Here is a 25,149-nt window from a genome sequence, read left to right as displayed (position 1 = left end):
GATGCCCCCGTGAGCCCCGCCCCCACCGGCTCCGGGAGTCTGGGCCTGCTGCAGGGCAGCGCGCTGTACATCGCGGCGGTCCTCGGCACCGGGATCCTGGTGCTGCCCGGACTCGCGGCCGCTGCGGCAGGCCCGGCCTCCCTGCTCGCGGTTCTGATCGTCTTCGTGCTGTCCATCCCGCTCGCGGGCACGTTCGCCGCCCTCGCCGCCCGATACCCGGACCCCGGCGGTGTGGCGAGCTACGTGCGCACGGCCCTCGGCCAGACGTGGGCGCGGATGACCGGCTACTGGTTCTTCTTCGGCGTCGGCTTCGGCGCCCCGGTCGTCGCCATGCTCGGCGCGGAATACGTCGTCGCGATCCTCGGGGTGGAGCAGGCCGCCGTACCGATCGTCGCCCTCCTGATCCTTGTTCCACCGTTCGTGTCCAACTACCTCGGCGTCCGGGTCTCCGGAGCCGCTCAGCTCATCCTCACCGCAGCGCTGCTCGTCATCGTCATCGGGGTCGTCACCGTCGCCTTCCCCGCCGCAGAGCCCGGAAACTTCCAGCCGTTCCTGACCCACGGCTGGACCGGAGTCGGCGCTGCCGTCAGCCTGTTCGTCTGGGCCTTCGCCGGCTGGGAGGTCGGCACCCACATCGCGGGGGAGTTCCGCAATCCCCGCCGCGTCATCCCGGCGGCGACGGCGATCGCGCTCGTGGTCGTCGGCGCGGCCTACCTCGCGCTGCAGTACGTGACGGTAGCCGTCCTCGGCGCCGCCGCGGGAACGGGCGCCGTCCCCCTGCTCGCCCTCGTCGCCCAGGCACCCGGAGGCGTCGGCCCGGTCTCGGTCGCGGTGATCGCAGCGATCGTCGCCCTCGGGGTGCTCAACGTGTACCTGGGCGCGTTCGCCAAGCTCGGCGCCTCGCTCGGTCGCGACGGCGACCTCCCGCTCTGGCTCGCCCGCGGCGTCGAATCCGGCGGCGTCCCGCGCCGCAGCCTCTCCGTGGTCGCCGTGCTCACCGGTGGGTACTTCACGATCATGGTGACGCAGCACCTGCCCCTGTCGGTCTTCATCCTGATCCACACGAGCTCCATGGTCGCGATCTACACTCTCGGCATGATCGCCGCCGTGCGCCTCCTGGACCGCTACAGCCTCGGCTGGTGGCTCGCAGCGGTCAGCGTGGCCCTCACCGGCGCGCTGCTCGTGCTCGCGGGCCCGAACCTCCTCGTTCCCGCCGTGCTCGCCCTCGTCGCCGTCGTCATCGGCCGGGTCAAGAAGCGCCGGACGAACCCCCTGCGCTCCCGCACACCCGAACATTCGCCCGGAAGCGCTCGCTCAACACGTCCCCGCCCAACCCGAACCGCCCAGGAGAACACATGACCGTCGCCCGTGCCCGCCTGATCGATCTCAGCCACACCATCCGGGCGGGCCTCGTGACGTAACCGGGGCTGCCGGCTCCCGTGATCGAGCCCTTCCTCACCCGTGCGGCCTCGCGCTCGTCCTACGCGCCCGGCACCGAATTCACCATGGACGTGATCACCCTGATCGGCAACACGGGCACGTACCTCGACAGTCCGTACCACCGCTACGAGGGTGGAACGGATCTCGCGGGCCTCGACCTCGATACCCTCGTCGACCTCCCCGCCGAGGTATTCCATCTGACGGATGCTGCGGCCCGTGGCATTCCCGCAGCAGCATTCGCCGAGCGAGGCTCCGGCCTGGCCGGTTCGGCCGTGCTGATCCACACCGGCTGGGACCGCCACTTCGGCACCCCGGAGTACAGGGCGGGGGCTCCCTTCCTGGCCGAAGACGCCGTCGGGTTCCTCGTCGGTGCCGGCGTCGCCCTCGTCGGGATCGACTCGCTCAACATCGACGACACCGAGGGGAGTGGGGAGCGGCCCGCCCATTCAGCCCTGCTCGCTGCCGGCATCCACGTCGTCGAGCACCTCACCGGGCTGGGGGACGTACCGGCCTCCGGCGGGACGTTCTCGGCGGTACCTCCGAAGATCGAGGGCTTCGGCACTTTCCCGGTGCGGGCATTCGCGCGGGTACCCGACCCGATCGGCTGAGGCAGGATTCCCGCTATGTGACGGTCACATTGCGCCTCCCCGGCGGTGCATACTGGGGGTGCGTAATTTTTTTGTGACCGTGCTCATAGACGAGGCCCCGATGACTGCTGAACTGCCCACTGGTCGGGCTCCCAGCATCCGGGACGTCGCACGCCTCGCCGGAGTCTCGCATCAGACGGTGTCGCGAGTACTCAACAATCACCCGAGCATCCGAGATTCGACCAAGGCCCGCGTGCTGCAGGTGATCGAGGAGCTCCAATACCGACCCAACCGGGCGGCCAGGGCGCTGTCGAGGGGGCGATCGCGCACGATCGGCGTGCTGTCGGCCTCCGGGGCCCAGTACGGCCCCGCGAGCAGCATCGCCGCGATCCAGGATGCGGCGCGGGAGGCGGGCTATTACGTCAACACCGCGAACCTGACCTCGGTCGACACTGTCTCGATCGAAGCGGCACTCGACCACCTGATGTACCAGTCGGTCGAGGGGATCGTGGTCATCGCCCCCCAGGTCCGCGTCTTCGACGTCCTCGAACAGCTCTCGATCGAGGTGCCGTATGTCACACTCCAGTCGACGGGCCGGCCCAATGACCACGCACTCTCCGTCGACCAGATCCACGGTGCACGACTGGCCACACGGCATCTCATCGACCTCGGGCACCGGCGCATCTTCCACCTCGCCGGGCCGCAGGACTGGATCGAGGCCGAGGCGCGGATGCGCGGGTTCCTGGAGGAAATGGGGGCGATGGACGTGCCGACGACCGCCCCGATCCTCGGGGACTGGACGGCGGACTTCGGCTATCACGCCGGGCGCGAACTGTTGCGGCAACGCGACTTCACCGCCATTTTCTCCTCGAACGACCAGATGGCGCTCGGGATCATGCACGCGGTCAGGGATGCGGGGCTCGACATCCCACGGGACGTGAGCATCGTCGGGTTCGACGATATTCCGGAGGCGCCACACTTCTGGCCGCCGCTCACGACCGTGCGCCAGGACTTCGCGGAACTGGGCCGCCGGTGCATCGCCCTCCTGCTCGGCACCATCGCCGGTGACGACCCGGACAAGTTCCGCGCACCGATCATTCCCGAGCTCATCGTCCGTGGCTCCACAGGGCCCCCTGCCTTCTGAATCCGGCGCGTTTCGGGTGGTTACCAAAACGCAACCAGCCACTTTTTCGCCCTGACTTGACAAGGACGCCCACTGCGGGCGTAGTGTGAGCACAGCGATTGTGACCGTTCACATTTCGTGACAATGTAAGTACGCACGTGAGTACGCAGACGGCCATGGCCTCAGCACCGCATGACAAAGGAGTCGAATTTCGTGATCGAGAACGCACAGGCCGCGCCCGCAGCCGACGCATCCGCCGAGATCTCTGTCATCGGAGGCGATCGCCGACCGAACGCCCTCACGCGCGGTGCGGGTATCTCCACCGGTACGGTGGCGTTCGCATGAGCACCTACGGACCCCAGATCGAGGTCGCGATCGCTCGCATCCGCGCCGATGTCGCCGACCTCCACGCCGAGCTCACTCGCAACGGCCTCGTGGTCTGGACCGGCGGCAACGTCTCCGGCCGCGTCCCGGGCGCAGACCTCTTCGTGATCAAGCCGAGCGGCGTCGACTACGCCGACCTCGCCCCGGAGAACATGATCCTGTGCGACCTCGACGGCGCAGTGATCCCCGGCACCCCCGGCTCGGACCGTTCCCCGTCGAGCGACACCGCCGCCCACGCCTACGTCTACCGCAACATGCCCGAGATCGGCGGTGTCGTGCACACGCACTCCACCTACGCGACCGCCTGGGCCGCCCGCGGTGAGGAGATCCCCTGCGTGATCACGGCCATGGCCGACGAGTTCGGCGGTCCGATCCCGATCGGCACCTTCGCGATCATCGGTGACGACACGATCGGCCGCGGCATCGTCGCGGCCCTCACGGGACACCGGTCCAGGGCCGTCCTGATGCAGAACCACGGCCCATTCACGATCGGCAAGGACGCGAGGGACGCGGTCAAGGCCGCGGTCATGGTCGAAGACGTCGCCCGCACCGTGCACATCGCCCGCCAGGGCGGCGCACTCATCCCGATCCCACAGGCCGCGATCGACTCCCTCTACAACCGCTATCAGAACGTCTACGGACAAGCGCCGCAAGGAGCACTGAAGTGATGCCCGCTCTCTCCACCACTCTCGACCCCCACGATTTCGCCGCGATTGCTCGCACAGAGCTTCTCGTGACCGATAAGACCACCACCCTTCGGGATTTCACCCGCTCGGTGCGTTGGAACCAGGCCTACTACCGACTGGCACAAGGCCTGTAATCACATAGCAGCACCAATACAACTGCCATCAGAGTTGATAACAGATCCACGAAAGGTAATTCAGTGAAGACAAGTAAGGTCCTCGCAGGCATCGCTGCCATTGGACTCGCACTCTCCCTCGCTGCCTGCTCCGGCGGACGTGGCGACACAGCCACGACCACCGCTGCAGCGGGCGCCAACGCCGGTGCACTTGTCGGCGTCGCAATGCCCACCAAGTCCAGCGAGCGCTGGATCAAGGACGGCGACGCTGTCAAGGCCTCCCTCGAGAAGCTCGGCTACAAGGTCGACCTCGAATACGGCGAAGACAAGATCCCCACCCAAGTCCAGCAGATCAGCAACATGCTGACGAAGGGCGCGAAGATCCTCATCATCGCGTCGATCGACGGCACCGCGCTCAGCGACCAGCTTGACCAGGCCGCAGCGGCCGGCGTCAAGGTCATCGCGTACGACCGCCTGATCAACGGCAACAAGAACGTCGACTACTACACCACGTTCGACAACAACGAGGTCGGCGTGCTGCAGGCCACGAGCCTGCTCACCGGACTCGGCGTGCTGGACAAGGACGGCAAGGACACCGGCAAGACCGGCCCGTTCAACGTCGAACTCTTCGGCGGCAGCCCCGACGACAACAACGCCACGTTCTTCTTCAACGGCGCCATCTCCGTCCTGCAGCCGTACATCGACAAGGGCGTCATCGTCGTCAAGAGCGGCCAGGTCAGCTTCACCCAGGTCGCCACCCTGCGTTGGGACCCGGCGACCGCCCAGAAGCGGATGCAGAACCTCATCGCGAGCACCTACTCCGACGGCTCCAAGGTCGACGGCGTGCTCTCCCCGTATGACGGTCTCTCCATCGGCATCATCTCGGCTCTGACGAGCTCGGGATACGCCACCGACAAGCTCCCGATCATCACCGGTCAGGACTCCGAGGCCGCTTCGGTCAAGTCGATCATCGCCGGCCAGCAGTACTCCTCCATCTACAAGGACACGCGCCAGCTCGGCGACGAGGCCGTGAAGATGGCTGACGACCTGCTCAACGGCAAGACCCCCGAGGTCAACGACACGAAGAGCTACAACAACAAGGTCAAGGTCGTCCCGACCTTCCTGTTCGCTCCGCAGGTCGTTACCAAGGACAACTACAAGGCCCTGCTCGTCGACACCGGTTACTACACCGAGGCCGACCTCAAGTAGGTTCTTCGCTCCACCGGCAGTGGGGGGGGCGGCGGGTCACCCCGCCGCCACTGCCAGCACCGAAAGCACCAGCACCAGCACCACAACCACCACCCACCCTCTCTCCACCGGAAGAAGAAGTAACGGTGACAACGAATATTCTCGAGATGCGCAGCATCACGAAAACCTTTCCCGGAGTGAAAGCCCTCCAGGACGTTTCCCTCGCGGTGAAGCGAGGCCACATCCACGCGATTTGCGGTGAAAACGGTGCAGGAAAGTCCACCTTGATGAAGGTGCTCTCCGGCGTCTACCCGCACGGCACCTACGAGGGCGAGATCGTCTTCGAAAATGAGCCGGTCGCCTTTAAATCCATCAATGACTCCGAGGCCTCAGGCGTCGTCATCATCCACCAGGAGCTGGCGTTGAGCCCGTTCCTCTCCATCGCCGAGAACATCTTCCTCGGCAACGAGCAGCAGAACAACGGCTGGATCGACTGGAACAAGACCAACATGGAGGCAGCCAAGCTGCTCGCCAGGGTCGGTCTCAGGGACAACCCGATCACCAAGATCCGCGACATCGGCGTCGGCAAGCAGCAGCTCGTGGAAATCGCGAAGGCCCTGTCCAAGGAGGTCAAACTCCTGATCCTGGACGAGCCGACCGCAGCACTCAACGACGAGGACTCCGCGCACCTGCTCGACCTGATGAAGCACCTCAAGGGCCAGGGCGTCACCTCGATCATGATCAGCCACAAGCTGAACGAGATCAAGGCCATCGCCGACGAGGTCACCATCATCCGTGACGGCAAGCTCATCGAGACGCTCGACATGCACACCGATGACATCTCCGAGGAGCGCATCATCAAGGGCATGGTCGGCCGCGACCTCGGCAGCCGCTACCCCGACCACACGCCGAACATCGGCGAGGAACTCCTCCGGGTCGAAGACTGGAACGTCTACCACCCGCTCGACCACCAGCGCCGGGTTGTCAAGGACGCGAACATCACCGTCAGGGCCGGCGAGATCGTCGGCATCGCCGGGCTGATGGGCGCTGGCAGGACCGAGCTCGCGATGAGCGTCTTCGGCCACAGCTACGGGCACAACATCTCCGGCACCGTGTACAAGAACGGCGTCAAGATCAACACGAGCACGGTAGCGAACGCCATCGAGCACGGCCTGGCGTACGCAACCGAGGATCGCAAGCGGTACGGCCTCAACCTGATCGAGGACATCAAGCGCAACATCTCCACTGTGGGCATGCACAAGATCGCCAAGCGCGGCTGGGTGGACTCCAACCAGGAGATCGTCGTCGCAGAGGGCTACCGCAAGAGCATGAACATCAAGGCTCCGACGGTCGAGGCCCTCGCCGGGAAGCTCTCCGGCGGAAACCAGCAGAAGGTCGTGCTGTCCAAGTGGATGTTCTCCGACCCGGATGTCCTCATCCTCGACGAGCCCACCCGCGGCATCGACGTCGGCGCCAAGTATGAGATCTACGGGATCATCAACCGCCTCGCCGACGCAGGCAAGGGCGTCATCGTGATCTCGTCCGAACTGCCGGAACTGATCGGCATCTGCGACCGGATCTACACCATCTTCGAAGGCCGGATCACGGCGGACGTCGCCCGCGGGCAGACGACGGCTGAATTCCTTATGCAAAACATGACCCAGGAAAGGGACAAGGACAAGCGATGAGCGTGTTCAGATCTTCACTTAATTACCTCGCCGGCCAGCTGCGGCAAATCGGCCTGTTCATCGCCCTGATCGCGATCGTGATCTTCTTCCAGGTGGCCACCAACGGCATCACCCTGAAGCCGATCAACGTCACGAACCTGATCGTGCAGAACAGCTACATCCTGATCCTCGCCGTCGGCATGGTCATGGTCATCATCGCCGGCCACATCGACCTCTCGGTCGGTTCGGTCGTCGCCTTCGTCGGCGCCATGTCCGGCGTGATGATCACGCAGTGGAATGTGCCGTGGTGGCTCGCGATCATCCTGTGCCTCGGTGTCGGCGCCCTCGTGGGAATGTGGCAGGGCTTCTGGATCGCCTACTTCGGGATACCGGCCTTCATCGTGACCTTGGCCGGTATGCTCACCTTCCGTGGGCTCACCCAGATCGCACTGCAGAACAAGCAGATCTCGCCGTTCCCCGACGAATTCCGCGCCCTCGGCAGCGGATTCCTCCCCGACCTCGGCGGCGGAACCAGTGCTGTCGAACCGCTGACCCTCGGTATCGGCATCATTGCGACGCTCTTCCTGGTGCTCCAGGGCATCCGCCAGCGCCGTGCCCGCGCGAAGTACGACGTCGAAGACGAGCCGTTCGCCTGGTTCCTCACCAAGCTGGTGTTCACCGCAGCGATGATCCTCGGCATCACGTACCTGCTCGCGAGCTACCGTGGCACGCCCATCGTCCTGATCGTCCTCGGCGTCCTGATCGTCGTCTACGCATCCGTGATGTCGAACAGCGTCTTCGGCCGCCACATCTACGCCATCGGTGGCAACCTGAACGCCGCGGCACTGTCGGGCATCAAGACCAAGCGCGTCACCTTCATGCTCTTCGTGAACATGGGCGTCATCTCGGCACTCGCCGGGCTCGTCTTCACCGCCCAGCTCAACCTCGCCAACCCGAAGGCCGGTGACGGCTTCGAACTCGACGCCATCGCCGCCGTCTTCATCGGAGGAGCGGCGGTCACCGGTGGTATCGGTACCGTCACCGGCGCCATCATCGGTGGTTTCATCATCGGGCTGCTGAACAACGGCATGTCGATCCTCGGTGTCGGAACGGAGTACCAGCAGCTCATCAAGGGCCTGGTGCTGCTCGGTGCCGTCGCGTTCGACGTGTACAACAAGCGTCGCTCCGGCGGTCGCTGACCCGCACAAGCACGCGAGAGCGGGCCGGTCGTCTTCGGACGACCGGCCCGCTTTTTTGCGCCTGCGATCTGCCTTTTGTGTATCCGACCAGCCGTTACCCAAGCGTGACACGTCGCGGCAGCAGGGAGCCTGTTGCTCGCGGCCACTGCCGGTTACTATCTGTGGCATCTGGCGCAAGGAGCACAATGATGTCCACCCAGCACGTCATGAACGACGAGCCCGTCCGCGCGGACGGGCCGGTCATTCTGGAAATGCGATCGATCACGAAGGAGTTCCCCGGGGTCAAGGCCCTGTCCGACGTGTCCCTCACCGTGAAGGCCGGGGAGATCCACGCCATCTGCGGTGAGAACGGCGCAGGCAAATCCACCCTCATGAAAGTGCTCTCCGGGGTGTACCCGTACGGAACCTATGACGGCGACATCGTCTACCAGGGCAGGACCGTGCATTTCCGGGACATCCGCTCGAGCGAGGAAGCCGGGATCGCGATCATCCACCAGGAACTCGCGCTCATCCCCGAGCTGTCCATCACCGAGAACATCTTCCTCGGCAACGAGCCGACCCGGTGGGGCGCGATCGACTGGATCACGGCCAAGAAGACCGCCCTCGAACTGCTCGCACGGGTCGGGCTCCGCGAAGATCCGGACACCCTGATCAAGAACATCGGCGTCGGCAAGCAGCAACTCGTGGAGATCGCCAAGGCGCTCAGTAAGTCGGTCAAGCTCCTGATCCTCGACGAGCCGACCGCGGCGCTCAACGAGGCAGACTCGCAGCACCTGCTCGACCTGATCCGGGGTCTGAAGGGCAAGGGGATCACGTCGATCATGATCTCCCACAAGCTCAACGAGATCGAACAGGTCGCCGACTCCATCACGATCATCCGTGACGGGAAGACGATCGAGACCCTCGACGTCGTGCGGGACGGGGTCAACGAGGACCGCATCATCCGCGGCATGGTCGGCAGGAGCCTCGAGAGCCGCTTCCCCGACCATGTCCCGAGGATCGGAGAGGTGTTCTTCGAGGTCAGGGACTGGAACGTGCAGCATCCGCAGGTCACCGAGCGGATGGTGGTCAAGAACTCAAGCCTCACCGTGCGGCGCGGGGAGATCGTCGGCATCGCCGGGCTCATGGGAGCCGGCCGCACCGAACTCGCGATGAGCATTTTCGGCCGGTCCTACGGCACCTTCCTCTCCGGACGGATGTTCAAGGACGGCAAGGAGATCGAACTGAGGAACGTGGCAGAGGCCATCGACCACGGACTCGCCTATGTGAGTGAAGACCGCAAGGCGCTCGGCCTCAACCTGCTCGACGACGTGAAGCGTTCGATCGTGTCCGCGAAGCTCTCCAAGATCTCGGCCGGTCCCGTCGTCAACGACGGCAAGGAGTACTCGATCGCGGAGGGCTACCGCACGAGCCTCCGGATCAAGACGCCGACGGTCGATTCCGGGGTCAGCAAGCTCTCCGGCGGCAACCAGCAGAAGGTCGTCCTCGCCAAGTGGATGTTCACGGACCCCGACCTGCTCATCCTCGACGAACCCACCCGGCGCATCGACGTCGGCGCCAAGTACGAGATCTACGGCATCATCCAGAACCTCGCGGCGCAGGGGAAGGGCGTCATCCTGATCTCCTCGGAACTCCCTGAGCTCCTGGGGCTCGCCGACCGCATCTACACGGTCTTCGAGGGTGCGATCACGGACTGCATCCCCGCGGCGGAGGCCGACCCGGAGACCCTGATGAAGAGCATGACGAGCGCCAGAAAGAAGGTTCGCAGCTGATGACTACCGAGACCACGACCACGAGCGAGGCGCGCAGCGCGCGGAAGCTGTTCGGCGGGGGAAACCTGCGTCAGTTCGGCATCCTCTTCAGTCTGATCGCGATCATCCTGCTCTTCCAGTACCTCACCAACGGCCTGACCCTGTCCTCAGGCAACCTGATCAACCTCGTCAGCCAGTACTCGTACATCCTGATCCTCGCCATCGGGATGGTGATCGTGATCATCGCCGGGCACATCGACCTGTCCGTCGGGTCCGTCGCCGCGTTCGTGGGCATCGTCGTCGCAACCTCGATGAAGGACTGGAACCTGCCCTGGCCTCTCGCCATCCTCTTCGGCCTCTTCGTGGGCATGCTGATCGGGGCGTGGCAGGGTTGGTGGGTCGCCTTCGTCGGAGTGCCGGCCTTCATCGTCACCCTCGCCGGCATGCTCATCTTCCGCGGCGGCAACCAGCTGATCGGCAACGCGAACACGGTGCCCGTCCCCCCTGGCTTCACCACCATCGGCTCCGGGTATCTTCCGGAGGTGGGGCCGTACACCGGGTACAACAACCTCACCCTCCTGCTCGGGCTCATCATCGTGATCGCCGTGATCTGGCGGGAGATCCGGGCGCGCCGCGTGCAGCGGATCATGGGTTCGACGCCGTCCCCGCTCTGGGCGAGCGTCGTCAAGGTCGTGCTGCTCAATGCGGTCGTCGTCTACGCGTCCTTCCTCTTCGCGGGCGGCCGCACCGGAACGAGCTTCCCGGTCTCCGGGATCATCCTCGGGGTGCTCGTGCTCGTGTACTCGTTCGTCACCCGGAACACGATCTTCGGCCGTCACGTCTACGCGGTCGGCGGAAACAAGCTCGCCGCCGAACTCTCCGGCGTCAAGTCCCGCCGGATCAACTTCCTCGTGATGATGAACATGTCGATCCTGGCCGCCCTCGCCGGCATGATCTTCGTCGCCCGCTCGGTCGCTTCCGGACCGCAGGACGGGCTGAGCTGGGAGCTCGACGCCATCGCCGCCGTCTTCATCGGCGGTGCGGCGGTCTCCGGCGGAATCGGCACGGTCACGGGCTCCATCATCGGCGGTCTCGTGATGGCCGTGCTCAACAACGGGCTCCAGCTCCTCGGCGTCGGAAGCGACCGGGTGCAGATCATCAAGGGTCTCGTGCTTCTCCTCGCCGTGGGGGTGGATGTCTGGAACAAGAAACAGGGCCGGCCGTCGATCCTCGGGTTCATGACCCGGAACCGGAAGACCACCCCGGCTCCGGACGAAGCGCCGATGGTCGTCCCCGACGCCGGGACGCCGGACACGGCCAGACCGCCGGCGAGCATGCCCTCCTGATCCGCGGCATCCGCATGACCTCTCCCGATCTCGCTCCACACCCTGCACAGCACAATCCCTGCTCCACCACATTGAGTAGAAAGCGATCGAACATGCGAAAACTCCTTGCGACTACAGCGCTCGCCGCCGTAGCCCTGATGGCACTCTCCGGGTGTTCCACCCGCACCGACACCACGGGCGGTTCCACAGCGGCCGCCGGATTCCCGGCGGACTCGGTGATCGGCGTCGCGCTTCCCTCGAAGACCTCTGAGAACTGGGTCCTCGCCGGAGGCCTCTTCGAAGACGGCCTCAAGACGGCCGGGTTCAAGGGCGACGTGCAGTACGCCGGCGCCTCGACGACGGTCAAAGACCAGCAGGACCAGATCTCGGCGATGGTCACCAACGGCGCCAAGGTCATCATCATCGGCGCGGCAGACGGCGGCCAGCTCGGCACCCAGGTGAAGGCGGCGAAGGACGCGGGTGCGACGGTCATCGCCTACGACCGGCTGATCCTCAACACGCCGGACGTGGACTACTACGTGGCGTACGACAACTTCAAGGTCGGTGAGCTCCAGGGCCAAGCCCTCCTCGATGGGCTCGCCTCCCGGAAGGCGGCCGGGCCGTACAACATCGAGCTCTTCTCCGGTTCCTCCGACGACGCCAACTCCGCGGTCTTCTTCAACGGCGCGATGAGCATCCTCCAGCCGAAGATCGACGACGGCACCCTCGTCGTCGCCTCCGGCCAGACCGACATCAAGCAGACGGCGACCGCCGGCTGGAAGGCCGAGAACGCGCAGAGCCGGATGGACTCGCTCCTGACCAGCACCTACGGGGACAAGGCCCTCGACGGCGTGCTCTCCCCGAACGACACCCTGGCGCGCGCGATCATCACCTCGGTGAAGGCAGCAGGCAAGCCCATCCCGATCGTAACCGGCCAGGACTCCGAGGTGGAGTCGGTCAAGTCGATCATGGCCGGTGAGCAGTACTCCACGATCAACAAGGACACCCGCCTGCTCGTCGCCCAGGCCATCAAGATGGCCCAGGCGTTGCAGAAGGGCGAGGCCGTCGACGTGAACGACACCAAGTCGTACGACAACGGCGTCAAGATCGTTCCCGCCTACCTGTTGCCTCCGGTCATCGTGACGAAGGCCAACGCGGCAGAGGCCTACGCGAACGATCCCAAGCTCTCGCCGCTCACCAAGTAACAGATATCGCATCATCCGGCGGAGCCGGCCCCGGCCAGGGGTCGGCTCCGCTTGCATGAGGGGCCTCGGTTATGAGCGTTCACAATCGCCGAACGGATGCCGGGGATCCCCGCTTCACAGGAGATCGAAAAGATATCGGGAGGGCTTGTGAACGCGCGCTTGTGAGCGCTAACATTTCGACATCGACCAGAACGACCTGGTCGCCCGGCACCGAGACACGCAGCAGAATGTTCCGCCGGGACGCTAAACAAGGAGGTTTAGTCACATGATCAGGAAGATGATCGGAGCGGTCGCCGTCGGCGCCTTTCTCCTGGCCCTCACGGGATGTTCCACTGCCGCAGACACCAGCTCGACGGGCGCTGCGAAGGCACCGGGCGACATCGTCGTCGGCTTCGCCCAGGTCGGCGCGGAGAGCGGCTGGCGGACCGCGAACACGAAGGACATCCAGGATGCGTTCGCCGCGTCCGGAATGCAGCTCAAGTTCTCGGATGCGCAACAGAAGCAGGAGAACCAGATCAAGGCCATCCGCTCGTACATCACCCAGGGCGTCGACGTCATCGCGTTCTCTCCCGTCGTCGAGACCGGCTGGGACGCGGTCCTGAAGGAAGCGAAGGACGCCGGGATTCCGGTCGTCCTCACGGACCGTGCCGTCGACTCGAAGGACGACAGCCTCTACGTGAGCTTCCTCGGTTCCGACTTCGTCAAGGAAGGCCAGAAGGCCGGCCAGTGGGTCGTCGACGAATACAAGAACCAGACCGATCCGGTCAAGATCATCCAACTCGAGGGCACAACGGGCGCGGCTCCTGCCATCGACCGCGCACAGGGCTTCGCCGACGTCATCAAGGCCGATCCGAAGTTCCAGATCGTCGCTTCGCAGACCGGCGACTTCACGAGGGCGGGCGGAAAGCAGGTCACCGAGGCGCTCCTGAAGTCCAACCCGGACGCCACCCTGATCTTCGCCCACAACGACGACATGGGCCTCGGCGCGATCGAGGCCGTCGAAGCGGCGGGCAAGGTGCCGGGGAAGGACATCAAGATCGTCACCATCGACGCAGTGAAGGACGGCATGCAGGCGCTCTCCGACGGCAAGATCAACTTCATCGTCGAGTGCTCTCCGCTCCTCGGCAAGCAGCTGGTCGACATCGTCAAGAAGGTCGTCGCGGGGGAGAGCGTCGAGAAGCGCATCCTGACGGAGGAGACGACCTTCACCCAGGAGCAGGCGACTGCCGCACTTCCCACCCGTCAGTACTGAGCGGATCCGGTACCGCTTCGCCGGTCTCCGGCGGCTCGAATCGGCAGGCCATCCGGCCGGCCGGTCCCTGCCGCCGGGAACCGGCATCCGCTCGCACGACGATGAAGAGAGAACGTGAATGAACGCACAGGCCCCCGTCGTCGAGATGACGAACATCTCGATCTCCTTCCCCGGCGTCAAGGCCCTCGACGGGGTGAACTTCCGGATGTTCCCCGGCGAGGTGCACTCGCTGCTCGGGGAGAACGGTGCAGGCAAGTCGACCCTGATCAAGGCGCTGACCGGTGTCTATGCGATCGACAGCGGCCCGGCCGACAGCGGCGAGATCCTGCTCGCCGGCAACCGGGTCTCGTTCGCGGGCCCCGCCCAGGCCCAGAATGCCGGGATCAGCACCGTCTATCAGGAGGTGAACCTGCTCGGAAACCTGAGCGTCGCCGAGAACATCATGCTCGGTCGGGAACCCCGCCGGTTCGGCGGCATCGATTGGCGGGCCACCCGGCGTCGGGCTGTGGAACTCCTCCGCGGCCTGCACCTCGACATCGATCCCGGTTCACTGCTCGGTTCGCACTCGCTCGCTGTCCAGCAGCTCGTCGCGATCGCCAGGGCCATCGACGTCAACGCGAAGGTCCTGATCCTCGACGAGCCGACGTCGAGCCTCGACGCCGACGAAGTCGCCGAACTCTTCCGGGTGATCCGCGAGCTCAAGGCCGAGGGCGTCGCGATCCTCTTCGTCTCCCACTTCCTCGACCAGGTCTATGAGATCTCGGACCGCCTCACGGTACTTCGGAACGGCAAACTCGTCGGCGAATACCGCACGGCAGAGATCCTGCGCCTCGACCTCGTGCAGAAGATGATCGGCAAGGAACTCGCGATCCTCGACGCCCTCGAGCGGCGGATCGTCGAGCCGGGAGGCGGGGAAGACGACGAAGTGCCCCTTCTGGCCGCGACGGCGCTCGGGCGCAAGGGGTCCATCGCGCCGGTCGACCTCCGGGTCTACACCGGCGAGGTCGTCGGGCTCGCCGGTCTCCTGGGCTCCGGGCGCACCGAGCTCGCCAGGATCCTCTCCGGCATCGACCGACCGGACTCCGGGGAACTGGTGATCGACGGCACGCCGCACCGGTTCCGAACGCCTCGTTCGGCCCTCGCGCGGGGAGTCGCCTACTCCTCGGAGAACCGCCGCGTCGAGGGCATCGTCGAGGACCTCACCGTGCGGGACAACATCGTGCTCGCGCTGCAGGCCGACCGCGGCTGGTTCCATCCGATCTCTCGGAAGCGCCGCGACGAGCTCGCGGTCAGCTACATCCAAGCCCTGAACATCCGGCCGGCCAACCCGGACGCCATCGTCAGGAACCTCTCCGGAGGCAACCAGCAGAAGGTGTTGCTGGCCAGGTGGCTCGCCGTCGCGCCGCGGCTGCTGATCCTCGATGAACCGACAAGGGGCATCGATGTGGGCGCGAAGGCCGAGATCCAGAAACTCGTGGTCAACCTCGCCGAAAACGGGATGTCGGTGCTGTTCATCTCGGCGGAACTCGAGGAGGTGCTGCGCCTCAGCAGCAGGATCGCGATCATGAGGGACCGCAGGCTCGTCGCCGACATCGTCAATGACGACCTGACCGTTGACAGCCTCCTGGCCATCATCGCCGACGGTGAACTGACGGCGGTGGAACGATGAACCGGATGTTCTCGAGCCGCTTGTTCTGGCCGGTGGTGATGCTGCTCGTCCTGTTCACCATCAACCTCGTCGCCTTCCCCGGCTTCTTCAGCCTCGAGGTCAAGAACGGACACCTCTTCGGCAGCCTCGTGGACATCGCCCGCAACGGGGCGCCGACCCTCATCATCGCGGTCGGAATGACTCTCGTCATCGCGACGCGTGGGATCGACCTCTCCGTGGGCGCCGTGTGCGCGATCGCCGGTGCCGTGGCCTGCTCGATCATCCTCGGTTCCCCGGAACCGGGCAGCATCGGCACGGTCGCGGTCGCCGTGATCGCCGCGCTCCTGATCGCCCTCGTCCTCGGCCTGTGGAACGGGTTCCTGGTCGCCGTGCTCGGGATCCAGCCCATCATCGCGACCCTGATCCTGATGACCGCCGGGCGCGGCGCGGCGATGCTCATCACGGAGGGCCAGATCCTCACCGTGAACAGTCCTCCCTTCAAGGTCATCGGGTCCGGATTCGTCCTCGGCATCCCGGTTTCCGTCGTCATCGCGGCCGTCATCTTTGCCGCAGCCGCCCTGCTCACCCGGCGCACGGCCCTCGGGCTCCTGATCGAATCGGTCGGAATCAATCCGGAGGCGAGCAGGCAGGCCGGCGTCCGGTCGCGGGGCCTCTTGATCACCGTGTACACCTTCTCGGCATTCGCGGCCGCCATCGCCGGCCTCATCCTGACCTCGAACCAGACGGCGGCCGATGCCAACAACACCGGCCTCTTCATCGAACTGGATGCGATCCTCGCGGTGGTGATCGGAGGAACCTCCCTCGCAGGCGGCCGGTACTCACTCCTCGGCACCCTCGTCGGCGCCCTCGTCATCCAGACCCTCGTCACAACGGTGTACACGGTCGGCATCCCACCCATCGCGACGATGGTCTTCAAGGCCGCGGTCGTGACGGCCGTCTGCCTGCTGCAGTCGCCGACGACGAACGCCACGTTCGGTCGCTGGCGCCGGTCTCTCGGCCGGGGACGTCCGGGCACCCGAACCGCCGAAAGGGCGTCCGTCTCATGAGCATCGACACCTCCTCCGCGCCCGTCGACGCGGGCCGCCGACTGCTCGGCCGGGTCTCGTCCGCGTTCACGAGCCCGAAGTACGGCCCCGTCCTCGTGACCCTCGTGCTGCTCATCGCCATCTTCGCGATCGGTGGCAGCCGTTATCGTGGCTTCGTTTCCGGGCCCGTGATCCTCAACCTGTTCGTCGACAACGCCTACCTGATCGTGCTGGCGGTCGGGATGACGTTCGTGATCCTGACCGGGGGCATCGACCTGTCGGTCGGGGCCGTCCTCGCCCTGTCGACCATGATCGCCGCGAGCCTGCTCCAGTCCGGCTGGTCTGCCTCGGTCGTGATCCCGCTCATCCTCGTGCTGACATCGGTGCTCGGACTCCTGGTCGGACTCATGATCCACATCTTCAAGATCCAGCCATTCATCGCGACCCTCGCCGCGATGTTCCTCGCCAGGGGACTCTGCTACGTGATCAGTAAGGACTCGATCTCGATCACCGACCCGGTCTTCGTCAGCCTCGCGCAGACCAGAATCTCGTTCGGCGGTCGCATGAGCATCACGGCGAGCGTCGTGATCGCCCTTCTTGTGGTCCTGGTCGCGTTCCTCGTGCTGCACTACTCCCGCCTGGGCCGCACCGTCTACGCGATCGGCGGCGGGGAACAGTCGGGTATGCTGATGGGACTGCCGGTGGCCAGGACCAAGGTGCTCGTCTACGTGATCAGCGGATTCTGCTCCGGCCTTGCCGGGGTGCTCTTCACCTTCTATACGCTTTCGGGATACAGCCTCACGGCGGGCGGCACCGAACTCGACGCGATCGCCGCGGTCGTGATCGGCGGGACCGTGCTCACGGGTGGGTACGGCTTCGTGCTCGGCTCTGTGCTCGGCGTGCTCGTGCTCGGCACGATCCAGACGATCATCACCTTCGAAGGCACCCTCAGCTCGTGGTGGACCCGGATCTTCATCGGCGGGCTCCTCCTCGTCTTCATCGTCCTTCAGAAGGTCCTGACGGCACGCCGTCGATAACGCGTCCGGCGAGAGCGTGTCGGCCACGGCACCCGCGCGTGAGCCAGAATAAGGGGACAGAGAGACGATGCGTTGAACACGCATCGGTGGGAGCCGATGAGCCTGGTGAGCAAGGACGATGAGAAGGCGCGCGTCGCCAACATCTTCGACGTCGCGCGGCTGGCCGGCGTCTCGCACCAGACGGTCTCCCGGGTGCTCAACGACCTTCCCAATGTGCGCCCCGCGACGCGGGAACGGGTCGAGAACGCGATCAAGCAGCTCCGCTACCGGCCGTCACCGGCTGCGCGCGCCCTCGTCACCCGCCGCTCCCGGACGATCGGCCTGATCACAACAGGAGGACCGGACTACGGACCCTCGAGCACCGTCCTGCGGTTCAACGAGGCGGCGAGGGACGCCCGGTACGCGGTGAGCATGGCGAGCATGCTCGAGTCGGACCCGGAGTCGTTGCGTTCCGCCGTTGAGCTCCTCCTGCGGCAGAACGTCGAGGCGATCGTGCTGATCGCGGCGCACCGCAGCGCCCTCGAGGCCGTCAGGGGCATCGAACTCGGGGTGCCCCTCATCGCGGTGGAGTCGAGCGGCCGCGGCGGATTCCACCGGGTCGGCGTCGACAACTATCGCGGTGCTCGGATCGCCGTCACGCACCTCGCCGAACTCGGCCACACTAATATCGTGCACCTCGCCGGACCGGCCGACTCCGTCGACGCCATCGAACGAGCCAGGGGCTGGCGTGACGAACTGGGCGACCGCGGCCTCATCGCGAGGGAACCGCTGATCGGCGACTGGTCGCCGGCGAGCGGGTTCCGCCTCGGCATGGACCTGATCGAATCCGGCTCCTATGGCGACTTCACGGCCGTGTTCGCCGGCAACGACCAGATGGCACTCGGACTCATCCACGCCCTCGTCCGCAACGGACTCGCCGTGCCGGACCGCGTGAGCGTCATCGGGTTCGACGATATCCCCGAGGCCGCGTTCTTCTCCCCGACACTGACGACCATGCGCCAGGACTTCGACGAACTCGGCCGCAACATCCTGAGCACCCTCCTCGCCGTGCTCGAGGACGAGGAGGCGCCCGACCTGCCGAGCTCGGTCCCTGAACTCGTCATCCGCGAGTCGACCGCCCCGCGCGCCTAGCCGCTCCCGGTGGCGACACGCCCGCGGTGAGTTATCCACAGAGGTGCGAATGCTGATTCTGCAGGATGTGGATAACCCGGCGATTTCCGCGGGAAAGCGGGCCTCCGAATGCGCCAGCCTGTTGACAACATCACGAATGTCGGTGGATAACTACATAATTGTAATTACCGCATGTAGTGGCCATTCCCATTGGGAGGCACTACATGTAGTATTGATCTCCAGCACAGCAACGCCGCAACACCCGTGACATCCCGCGTTTCGCAGGGCCGCATCGCACTTGCACAGTCGTACTGGCGCACTCACTTCTGAACCATTACTCTTCTGAACCACGAGAAAGGCCTTCCACATGGCAATCACGGTTTACACCAAGCCCTCCTGCGTGCAGTGCACAGCCACCTACCGGGCCCTCGACAACAAGGGCATCGAGTACGAAGTGCTCGACCTCTCCGTCGACGAGAACGCCCTCGAGGCCGTCAAGGCACTCGGCTACCTGCAGGCGCCCGTCGTCATCACCGACGAGGACCACTGGTCCGGCTTCCGCCCGGACAAGATCAACGAACTCGCCGCACGTCTCGCCTGAGCGGTCTGCGCTACAGGACTGAAGCACGCGGTTCGAGAGTGAGGCCGGCATCCAATGGCTGAGATCGTCTATTTCTCCAGCACCTCGGGGAACACCCAGAGGTTCGTGGAGAAACTGGGCCGGCCTGCCGCACGCATCCCGTTGTACGCGCGCGACGAGCCGCTCCGGGCGACGGAGCCCTATGTGCTCGTCGTGCCGACCTATGGCGGCGGCGAGGCCAGGGGAGCTGTGCCGAAGCAGGTCATCCGCTTCCTGAACGACGAGCACAACCGTTCGCTCATCCGCGGCGTTATCGGCGCGGGCAACATGAACTTCGGCACGGCATTCTGCATCGCGGGGGACATCATCGCGGCAAAGTGCAACGTGCCGCATATGTATCGATTTGAAGTATTGGGAACTCCGGATGATGTGCGCATCGTTCACGACGGATTGGAATCATTTTGGAAGCAACAGCCGTGAAAGTAGCCCCGCACGCGCAGGTCGCGCTGGCGATGGACTATCACTCCCTCAATGCCATGCTCAACCTCTATGGGCCGAACGGGGAAATCCAGTTCGACAAGGACAGGGAGGCGGCCCGGGAGTTCTTCCTGCAGCACGTCAACCAGAACACGGTGTTCTTCCACTCCCTCCGGGAACGCCTCGACTACCTGGTCGAGAAGGAATACTACGAGCAGGCCGTGCTCGACCAGTACTCCTTCGAATTCATCACGAGGCTCAACGACCTCGCGTACTCGAAGAAGTTCCGCTTCCAGACCTTCCTCGGTGCGTTCAAGTACTACACGTCGTACACGCTCAAGACCTTCGACGGCAACCGGTACCTCGAGCGTTTCGAAGACCGCGTCGTCATGACCGCACTTGGCCTCGCCCAGGGCGACGAGAAGCTCGCGACCGGCCTCGTCGAGGAGATCATCGCCGGCCGTTTCCAGCCCGCAACGCCGACGTTCCTGAACTCGGGCAAGGCGCAGCGCGGCGAACTCGTCTCCTGCTTCCTGCTCCGCATCGAAGACAACATGGAGTCGATCGCCCGCGGCATCAACTCCTCGCTCCAGCTCTCCAAGCGCGGCGGCGGCGTCGCGCTGCTGCTCAGCAACATCCGTGAGTCCGGCGCCCCGATCAAGCAGATCGAGAACCAGTCGAGCGGCATCATCCCCGTGATGAAGCTCCTCGAAGACTCCTTCAGTTACGCGAACCAGCTCGGTGCCCGCCAGGGTGCCGGCGCCGTGTACCTGCACGCGCACCACCCCGACATCATGCGCTTCCTCGACACCAAGCGTGAGAACGCCGATGAGAAGGTGCGGATCAAGACCCTGTCGCTCGGCGTCGTCATCCCCGACATCACCTTCGAGCTCGCCAAGAAGGACGAGGACATGTACCTGTTCTCGCCCTACGACGTCGAGCGCGTCTACGGTGTGCCCTTCGCCGACATCTCCGTGAGCGAGAAGTACCACGAGATGGTCGACGACCCGCGGATCAAGAAGTCCAAGATGAAGGCGCGCGACTTCTTCCAGACCCTCGCGGAGATCCAGTTCGAGTCCGGCTACCCGTACATCATGTTCGAGGACACCGTCAACGCGGCGAACCCGATCAAGGGCCGCATCAACATGTCGAACCTGTGCTCGGAGATCCTCCAGGTCAATACCCCGACCACGTACAACGAAGACCTGTCCTACGACACCATCGGCAAGGACATCTCCTGCAACCTCGGGTCGATGAACATCGCCCTGTCGATGGACTCGCCGGACTTCGGCAAGACCGTCGAAACCGCGATCCGTGGCCTCAACTCGGTCTCCGAGCAGAGCCACATCGCCTCGGTTCGTTCGATCGAAGACGGCAACGACAAGTCGCACGCGATCGGCCTCGGCCAGATGAACCTGCACGGCTACCTCGCCCGCGAGCGGGTGTACTACGGCAGCAAAGAAGCGATCGACTTCACGAACATCTACTTCTACACGGTGCTGTTCCACGCCCTCCGCGCCTCGAACACCCTCGCCATCGAACGCGGCCACGCGTTCGCCGGCTTCGAGGACTCGACGTATGCCTCCGGCGCGTTCTTCGACAAGTACACCGACCAGGCGTGGGTCCCGTCCACCGCCCGCGGCGCCGAGCTGTTCGAGAAGGCCGGGGTGCTCATCCCGACCCAGGCCGACTGGGCCGAGCTCAAGGCATCCGTCATCGAACACGGCATCTACAACCAGAACCTGCAGGCCGTGCCGCCGACCGGGTCGATCTCCTACATCAACAACTCGACCTCGTCGATCCACCCGATCGCCTCGAAGATCGAGATCCGCAAGGAAGGCAAGCTCGGCCGCGTCTACTACCCGGCCCCGTTCATGACGAACGACAACCTGGACTTCTACCAGGACGCCTACGAGATCGGTGCGGAGAAGATCATCGACACCTACGCCGCGGCAACGCAGCACGTCGACCAGGGTCTCTCGCTCACGCTCTTCTTCAAGGACACCGCGACGACCCGCGACATCAACAAGGCGCAGATCTACGCGTGGCGCAAGGGCATCAAGACCATCTACTACATCCGTCTCCGCCAGATGGCCCTCGAAGGGACCGAGGTCGACGGCTGCGTCTCGTGCATGCTCTAAGCACAGCACCCGCTTCATCTACTGTGGATGCTGTAATCACAGTGCACGCTGACTCGTCCGATACCGGCCGAAGACTGAGACAGGCCGAAAAAGGAACACGAAATGATTGACAAGCTCAAGCTCATCTCGCATGTCGATGCGATCAACTGGAACAAGATCGAAGATGAGAAAGACGTCGACGTCTGGAACCGGCTGACCAACAACTTCTGGCTGCCGGAGAAGATCCCGCTGTCGAACGACGTGCAGTCCTGGAACCAGCTCACCCCGGTCGAGCAGCAGCTCACCCTGCGCGTGTTCACCGGCCTGACCCTGCTCGACACGATCCAGGGCACCGTCGGCGCCGTCTCGCTGATCCCCGACTCGATCACCCCGCACGAAGAGGCCGTCTACACGAACATCGCGTTCATGGAGTCCGTGCACGCCAAGAGCTACTCGTCGATCTTCTCCACCCTGAGCAACACCAAGGACATCGACGAGGCGTTCCGCTGGTCGACGGAGAACGTCAACCTGCAGCGCAAGGCCTCGATCGTGATGGACTACTACCAGGGCGACGACCCGCTCAAGCGCAAGGTCGCCTCGGTGCTGCTCGAGTCGTTCCTGTTCTACTCGGGCTTCTACCTGCCGATGTGGTTCTCCAGCCGCGCCCGCCTGACCAACACGGCCGACCTCATCCGCCTGATCATCCGTGACGAAGCGGTGCACGGCTACTACATCGGCTACAAGTTCCAGAAGGGCCTCGAGGCGGCGACGCAGGAGCGTCGCGACGAGATCAAGGACTACGCGTTCAACCTCGTCTTCGAGCTCTACGAGAACGAGGTGCAGTACACCCAGGACCTCTACGACACCGTCGGCCTGACCGAGGACGTCAAGAAGTTCCTGCACTACAACGCCAACAAGGCCCTGATGAACCTCGGCTACGAGGCCATCTTCCCCAAGGAGGTGTGCGACGTGAACCCGGCGATCCTGTCCGCGCTCTCGCCGAACGCCGACGAGAACCACGACTTCTTCTCCGGGTCGGGCTCCTCGTACGTGATCGGCAAGGCCGTCAACACGGAAGACGCCGACTGGGACTTCTAGCCCTGGTGTCTTTTCGCGAATTAGTTGGCCATTTCGCGAATTAGTTGGCCATTTTCGCATATGACTTGGCCATCTTCGGCCGCAAGGCCACATTCGTTGGGCTGGCCTTTCTTCTGGAAAGGATTTCTGGATGCTGCATCCGAATGGTGAAGGGGCTCACGGTTTCGGTGCAGCTGGTGAACGTATCTTGAAACGCGTGCCGCCGTTCGAGCTTTGTCCGGGTTGGCCGGACCAGGCGTCATCTGATCTGGCTGCCGAGTCAATGCGTCAGCTCGCGTTGAACGTTCGGCGTGCAATTGGCGGACGTAGCATCAGGTCCGTTGCCGCGGAGTGTGGGCTAAGCCACGTTACGGTACTGAACATCCTGAATGGAAAGAGCTGGCCCGATGTTTGGACAGTGGCACACCTAGAGAACGGCCTGAAGATCGGACTCTGGCCTTCGTTTTCAGGTCGGTAGTCCGCGATACGTAGTGGCCAGCAGATTAACTGTGACGGTCCACTGCGGCTATGACCGAGGCGTGCAAGGCGAGACGCTCGTGCTGTCCATGAGCGGTTCTTTAGACGGGTCCTTCCGTTGACTTGCATGTTTGGACCCGCGCAGGCCTGTGTCGAAGGCGTCGATGCATGGCTGGTCCATTGTCTATCCGCATTGGATTTAAGATTGGTGACGGCTGCGTCAAGCGCCTTGCGCCGATTCGAAAATCGAGTCGTACTTGATTTCTCTTGTATCAGACGCAGATCTTTCGGGTGACTTACCAAACCGCGGGTTCAATACGGAGATCCAAATGACCGATGACATTCTGGCCGTCCAATCGAAATTATGGGCAATTGCGGATGACCTGCGCGCCAATTCCAATCTGAGCCAGGCAAATTATAAGACGCCGGTTCTTGGCGTAATCTTCCTACGTCACGCCGAGCAGCGCTTTGCGGAAGCGGAAGCTGAGCTTGTCGACCAGTCGACGAGCCGTCGAAAAATTGGCAAGGCCAACTTTCAATCCAGGGGTGTGCTGTTCTTGCGTCCAGAGGCACGCTTCGGCTATCTCAAGTTGCTTCCTGAAGGCGAAGACTTGGGAAAAGCGTTGAATGATGCCATGCGCGCGATTGAGGCGGAAAACGAGGAACTTCGCGGGGTCCTTCCGCTGAACTATGCGACGCTTGGCAACGAAATCCTTATAGGCCTTCTTCGACAGGTTGATGAGCTCATGAAGGGTTTGTCGGGCGATGCGTACGGCAAGGTGTACGAGTACTTCCTTGCGAAGTTCGCGATGGGCGAGGGCCAGCGCGGCGGCCAATTCTTTACTCCTACCCCTCTCGTCCGGCTCATCGTCGAAATCATCGAACCGCACGCAGGCCGAATTCTCGACCCAGCGTCCGGGTCCGGCGGGATGTTCGTTCAGAGTGCAAAGTTCGTAGATCGCCACCGCCAAGCCAAGAACGAGTTTCTTTCGATTTATGGACAAGAGAAAGAGTCCGACAGCATCCAGCTCGCCAAGATGAATCTTGCAGTCAATGGTTTGGCCGGTGAGATCGCTCAAGCAAATAGCTTCTACGAAGATCCGCACAAGATGGTTGGAGCATTCGATTTCGTAATGGCCAATCCGCCATTCAATGTGAGTGGCGTCGACAAGTCGAAGATTGCCAATGATCCTCGATTCCCGTTTGGCCTGCCGACTTCGGGAAACGCAAACTATCTCTGGGTGCAAATGTTCTACTCCGCACTCAACGCGTCAGGTCGCGCTGGGTTTGTCATGCCCAATTCGGCTGGAGATGCGCGCGGCTCAGAACTCGAATTGCGTCGGAAGGTCATCGCGTCCGGTGCCGTGGACGTCATTGTGAGTGTCTCTTCGAATTTCTTCCTCACGGTTACTCTTCCGTGCACCCTCTGGTTCCTTGATCGCGGAAAGGAGCGAGACGCATCGAAGTCCAGACGAGTGTTATTTATCGACGCCCGGCAGGTCTTCATTCAACTTGATAGGGCACATCGCACTTTCAGCGAAGAACAACTCGACTTCTTAGCGAATATTGTGCGTCTGTACGGTCACGTCCCGCTGAGTGGTGGAGTTTCTCAACACCATGCGGGTCAGTTGTTCTAGCTTAGGCGGCGGCGAGTTCG

The 25,149-nt window shown here is 63.9% G+C and carries 22 protein-coding genes; all 22 read left to right on the top strand.

What is annotated here, in order from left to right; genetic code table 11:
• Positions 1-1,359: APC family permease (locus QN357_RS07730; RefSeq protein WP_323504729.1), on the top strand; the 1,359-nt coding region annotated here is incomplete at its 5' end.
• A gap of 80 nt (positions 1,360-1,439) precedes the next feature.
• A complete protein-coding gene (locus QN357_RS07725) occupies positions 1,440-2,048 on the top strand; it encodes a cyclase family protein (protein WP_323504728.1) in 609 nt (202 codons plus the stop codon).
• 100 nt (positions 2,049-2,148) lie between these two features.
• On the top strand, positions 2,149-3,171 hold the full coding sequence (locus QN357_RS07720; RefSeq protein ID WP_134446758.1) for a LacI family DNA-binding transcriptional regulator: 1,023 nt from the start codon (positions 2,149-2,151) through the stop codon (positions 3,169-3,171).
• 192 nt (positions 3,172-3,363) lie between these two features.
• Positions 3,364-3,495 carry a hypothetical protein gene (locus QN357_RS07715; protein ID WP_255454105.1) on the top strand — a complete coding sequence of 44 codons (132 nt, stop codon included), beginning with the start codon at positions 3,364-3,366 and terminating at the stop codon, positions 3,493-3,495.
• The gene (locus QN357_RS07710) at positions 3,492-4,202 is read left to right on the top strand and encodes an L-ribulose-5-phosphate 4-epimerase (RefSeq protein ID WP_134446760.1); all 711 of its coding nucleotides are present in this window, start codon (positions 3,492-3,494) and stop codon (positions 4,200-4,202) included. Before QN357_RS07715 ends, QN357_RS07710 begins: the two co-directional genes overlap by 4 nt.
• Positions 4,199-4,354: a hypothetical protein gene (locus QN357_RS07705; RefSeq protein ID WP_323504731.1), complete on the top strand. Its 156-nt coding sequence runs from the start codon at positions 4,199-4,201 to the stop codon at positions 4,352-4,354. The genes QN357_RS07710 and QN357_RS07705 overlap by 4 nt, the downstream gene beginning before the upstream one ends.
• A gap of 63 nt (positions 4,355-4,417) precedes the next feature.
• Positions 4,418-5,542, top strand: coding sequence for a multiple monosaccharide ABC transporter substrate-binding protein (gene chvE, locus QN357_RS07700; protein WP_134446762.1), 1,125 nt, complete (start codon positions 4,418-4,420; stop codon positions 5,540-5,542).
• A gap of 146 nt (positions 5,543-5,688) precedes the next feature.
• Entirely contained in the window at positions 5,689-7,209 is a 1,521-nt protein-coding gene (mmsA, locus tag QN357_RS07695; RefSeq protein WP_416347610.1) for a multiple monosaccharide ABC transporter ATP-binding protein, read from the top strand.
• Positions 7,206-8,387 carry a multiple monosaccharide ABC transporter permease gene (mmsB, locus tag QN357_RS07690; protein WP_134446766.1) on the top strand — a complete coding sequence of 394 codons (1,182 nt, stop codon included), beginning with the start codon at positions 7,206-7,208 and terminating at the stop codon, positions 8,385-8,387. The genes mmsA (QN357_RS07695) and mmsB (QN357_RS07690) overlap by 4 nt, the downstream gene beginning before the upstream one ends.
• Before the next feature lie 185 nt (positions 8,388-8,572).
• Positions 8,573-10,159 carry a multiple monosaccharide ABC transporter ATP-binding protein gene (gene mmsA / locus QN357_RS07685; RefSeq protein WP_323504726.1) on the top strand — a complete coding sequence of 529 codons (1,587 nt, stop codon included), beginning with the start codon at positions 8,573-8,575 and terminating at the stop codon, positions 10,157-10,159.
• Positions 10,159-11,484 carry a multiple monosaccharide ABC transporter permease gene (mmsB, locus tag QN357_RS07680; protein ID WP_323504725.1) on the top strand — a complete coding sequence of 442 codons (1,326 nt, stop codon included), beginning with the start codon at positions 10,159-10,161 and terminating at the stop codon, positions 11,482-11,484. The genes mmsA (QN357_RS07685) and mmsB (QN357_RS07680) overlap by 1 nt, the downstream gene beginning before the upstream one ends.
• A 92-nt stretch (positions 11,485-11,576) precedes the next feature.
• Positions 11,577-12,668 (top strand): sugar-binding protein, encoded by a 1,092-nt coding sequence (locus tag QN357_RS07675; RefSeq protein ID WP_134558053.1) that lies wholly within the window; start codon positions 11,577-11,579, stop codon positions 12,666-12,668.
• A gap of 265 nt (positions 12,669-12,933) precedes the next feature.
• Positions 12,934-13,920, top strand: coding sequence for an ABC transporter substrate-binding protein (locus tag QN357_RS07670; protein ID WP_322188520.1), 987 nt, complete (start codon positions 12,934-12,936; stop codon positions 13,918-13,920).
• 118 nt (positions 13,921-14,038) lie between these two features.
• The gene (locus QN357_RS07665) at positions 14,039-15,589 is read left to right on the top strand and encodes a sugar ABC transporter ATP-binding protein (RefSeq protein ID WP_323504724.1); all 1,551 of its coding nucleotides are present in this window, start codon (positions 14,039-14,041) and stop codon (positions 15,587-15,589) included.
• Positions 15,590-15,594: 5 nt separating this feature from the next.
• Positions 15,595-16,635 carry an ABC transporter permease gene (locus tag QN357_RS07660; RefSeq protein WP_166791059.1) on the top strand — a complete coding sequence of 347 codons (1,041 nt, stop codon included), beginning with the start codon at positions 15,595-15,597 and terminating at the stop codon, positions 16,633-16,635.
• Positions 16,632-17,651 carry a galactofuranose ABC transporter, permease protein YjfF gene (yjfF, locus tag QN357_RS07655; protein WP_323504723.1) on the top strand — a complete coding sequence of 340 codons (1,020 nt, stop codon included), beginning with the start codon at positions 16,632-16,634 and terminating at the stop codon, positions 17,649-17,651. Before QN357_RS07660 ends, yjfF begins: the two co-directional genes overlap by 4 nt.
• A gap of 96 nt (positions 17,652-17,747) precedes the next feature.
• A complete protein-coding gene (locus tag QN357_RS07650) occupies positions 17,748-18,782 on the top strand; it encodes a LacI family DNA-binding transcriptional regulator (protein ID WP_323504722.1) in 1,035 nt (344 codons plus the stop codon).
• A 346-nt stretch (positions 18,783-19,128) separates the two neighbouring features.
• Entirely contained in the window at positions 19,129-19,362 is a 234-nt protein-coding gene (nrdH, locus tag QN357_RS07645; RefSeq protein WP_134446781.1) for a glutaredoxin-like protein NrdH, read from the top strand.
• Positions 19,363-19,416: 54 nt separating this feature from the next.
• Positions 19,417-19,821 carry a class Ib ribonucleoside-diphosphate reductase assembly flavoprotein NrdI gene (gene nrdI, locus QN357_RS07640; RefSeq protein WP_134446783.1) on the top strand — a complete coding sequence of 135 codons (405 nt, stop codon included), beginning with the start codon at positions 19,417-19,419 and terminating at the stop codon, positions 19,819-19,821.
• Between the two features lie 32 nt (positions 19,822-19,853).
• Positions 19,854-21,959: a class 1b ribonucleoside-diphosphate reductase subunit alpha gene (gene nrdE / locus QN357_RS07635; protein WP_323504730.1), complete on the top strand. Its 2,106-nt coding sequence runs from the start codon at positions 19,854-19,856 to the stop codon at positions 21,957-21,959.
• Positions 21,960-22,061: 102 nt separating this feature from the next.
• The gene (gene nrdF, locus QN357_RS07630; RefSeq protein ID WP_134446785.1) at positions 22,062-23,036 is read left to right on the top strand and encodes a class 1b ribonucleoside-diphosphate reductase subunit beta; all 975 of its coding nucleotides are present in this window, start codon (positions 22,062-22,064) and stop codon (positions 23,034-23,036) included.
• A gap of 785 nt (positions 23,037-23,821) precedes the next feature.
• The gene (locus QN357_RS07625) at positions 23,822-25,129 is read left to right on the top strand and encodes a class I SAM-dependent DNA methyltransferase (RefSeq protein WP_323504721.1); all 1,308 of its coding nucleotides are present in this window, start codon (positions 23,822-23,824) and stop codon (positions 25,127-25,129) included.
• Positions 25,130-25,149: the final 20 nt, after the last annotated feature.

Source organism: Cryobacterium sp. RTC2.1, assembly GCF_035018685.1.
Classification (GTDB): domain Bacteria; phylum Actinomycetota; class Actinomycetes; order Actinomycetales; family Microbacteriaceae; genus Cryobacterium; species Cryobacterium glucosi.
This window is presented reverse-complemented; position numbering and strand designations above follow the sequence as displayed.

Coding starts and splice junctions, on each gene's coding strand:
- QN357_RS07720 (WP_134446758.1), top strand. CDS start 2,149: ATGACTGCTGAACTGCCCACTGGTCGGGCTCCCAGCATCCGGGACGTC.
- QN357_RS07710 (WP_134446760.1), top strand. CDS start 3,492: ATGAGCACCTACGGACCCCAGATCGAGGTCGCGATCGCTCGCATCCGC.
- mmsA (WP_416347610.1), top strand. CDS start 5,689: ATGCGCAGCATCACGAAAACCTTTCCCGGAGTGAAAGCCCTCCAGGAC.
- mmsB (WP_134446766.1), top strand. CDS start 7,206: ATGAGCGTGTTCAGATCTTCACTTAATTACCTCGCCGGCCAGCTGCGG.
- mmsA (WP_323504726.1), top strand. CDS start 8,573: ATGATGTCCACCCAGCACGTCATGAACGACGAGCCCGTCCGCGCGGAC.
- mmsB (WP_323504725.1), top strand. CDS start 10,159: ATGACTACCGAGACCACGACCACGAGCGAGGCGCGCAGCGCGCGGAAG.
- QN357_RS07675 (WP_134558053.1), top strand. CDS start 11,577: ATGCGAAAACTCCTTGCGACTACAGCGCTCGCCGCCGTAGCCCTGATG.
- QN357_RS07670 (WP_322188520.1), top strand. CDS start 12,934: ATGATCAGGAAGATGATCGGAGCGGTCGCCGTCGGCGCCTTTCTCCTG.
- QN357_RS07665 (WP_323504724.1), top strand. CDS start 14,039: ATGAACGCACAGGCCCCCGTCGTCGAGATGACGAACATCTCGATCTCC.
- QN357_RS07660 (WP_166791059.1), top strand. CDS start 15,595: ATGTTCTCGAGCCGCTTGTTCTGGCCGGTGGTGATGCTGCTCGTCCTG.
- yjfF (WP_323504723.1), top strand. CDS start 16,632: ATGAGCATCGACACCTCCTCCGCGCCCGTCGACGCGGGCCGCCGACTG.
- QN357_RS07650 (WP_323504722.1), top strand. CDS start 17,748: ATGAGCCTGGTGAGCAAGGACGATGAGAAGGCGCGCGTCGCCAACATC.
- nrdH (WP_134446781.1), top strand. CDS start 19,129: ATGGCAATCACGGTTTACACCAAGCCCTCCTGCGTGCAGTGCACAGCC.
- nrdI (WP_134446783.1), top strand. CDS start 19,417: ATGGCTGAGATCGTCTATTTCTCCAGCACCTCGGGGAACACCCAGAGG.
- nrdE (WP_323504730.1), top strand. CDS start 19,854: ATGGACTATCACTCCCTCAATGCCATGCTCAACCTCTATGGGCCGAAC.
- nrdF (WP_134446785.1), top strand. CDS start 22,062: ATGATTGACAAGCTCAAGCTCATCTCGCATGTCGATGCGATCAACTGG.
- QN357_RS07625 (WP_323504721.1), top strand. CDS start 23,822: ATGACCGATGACATTCTGGCCGTCCAATCGAAATTATGGGCAATTGCG.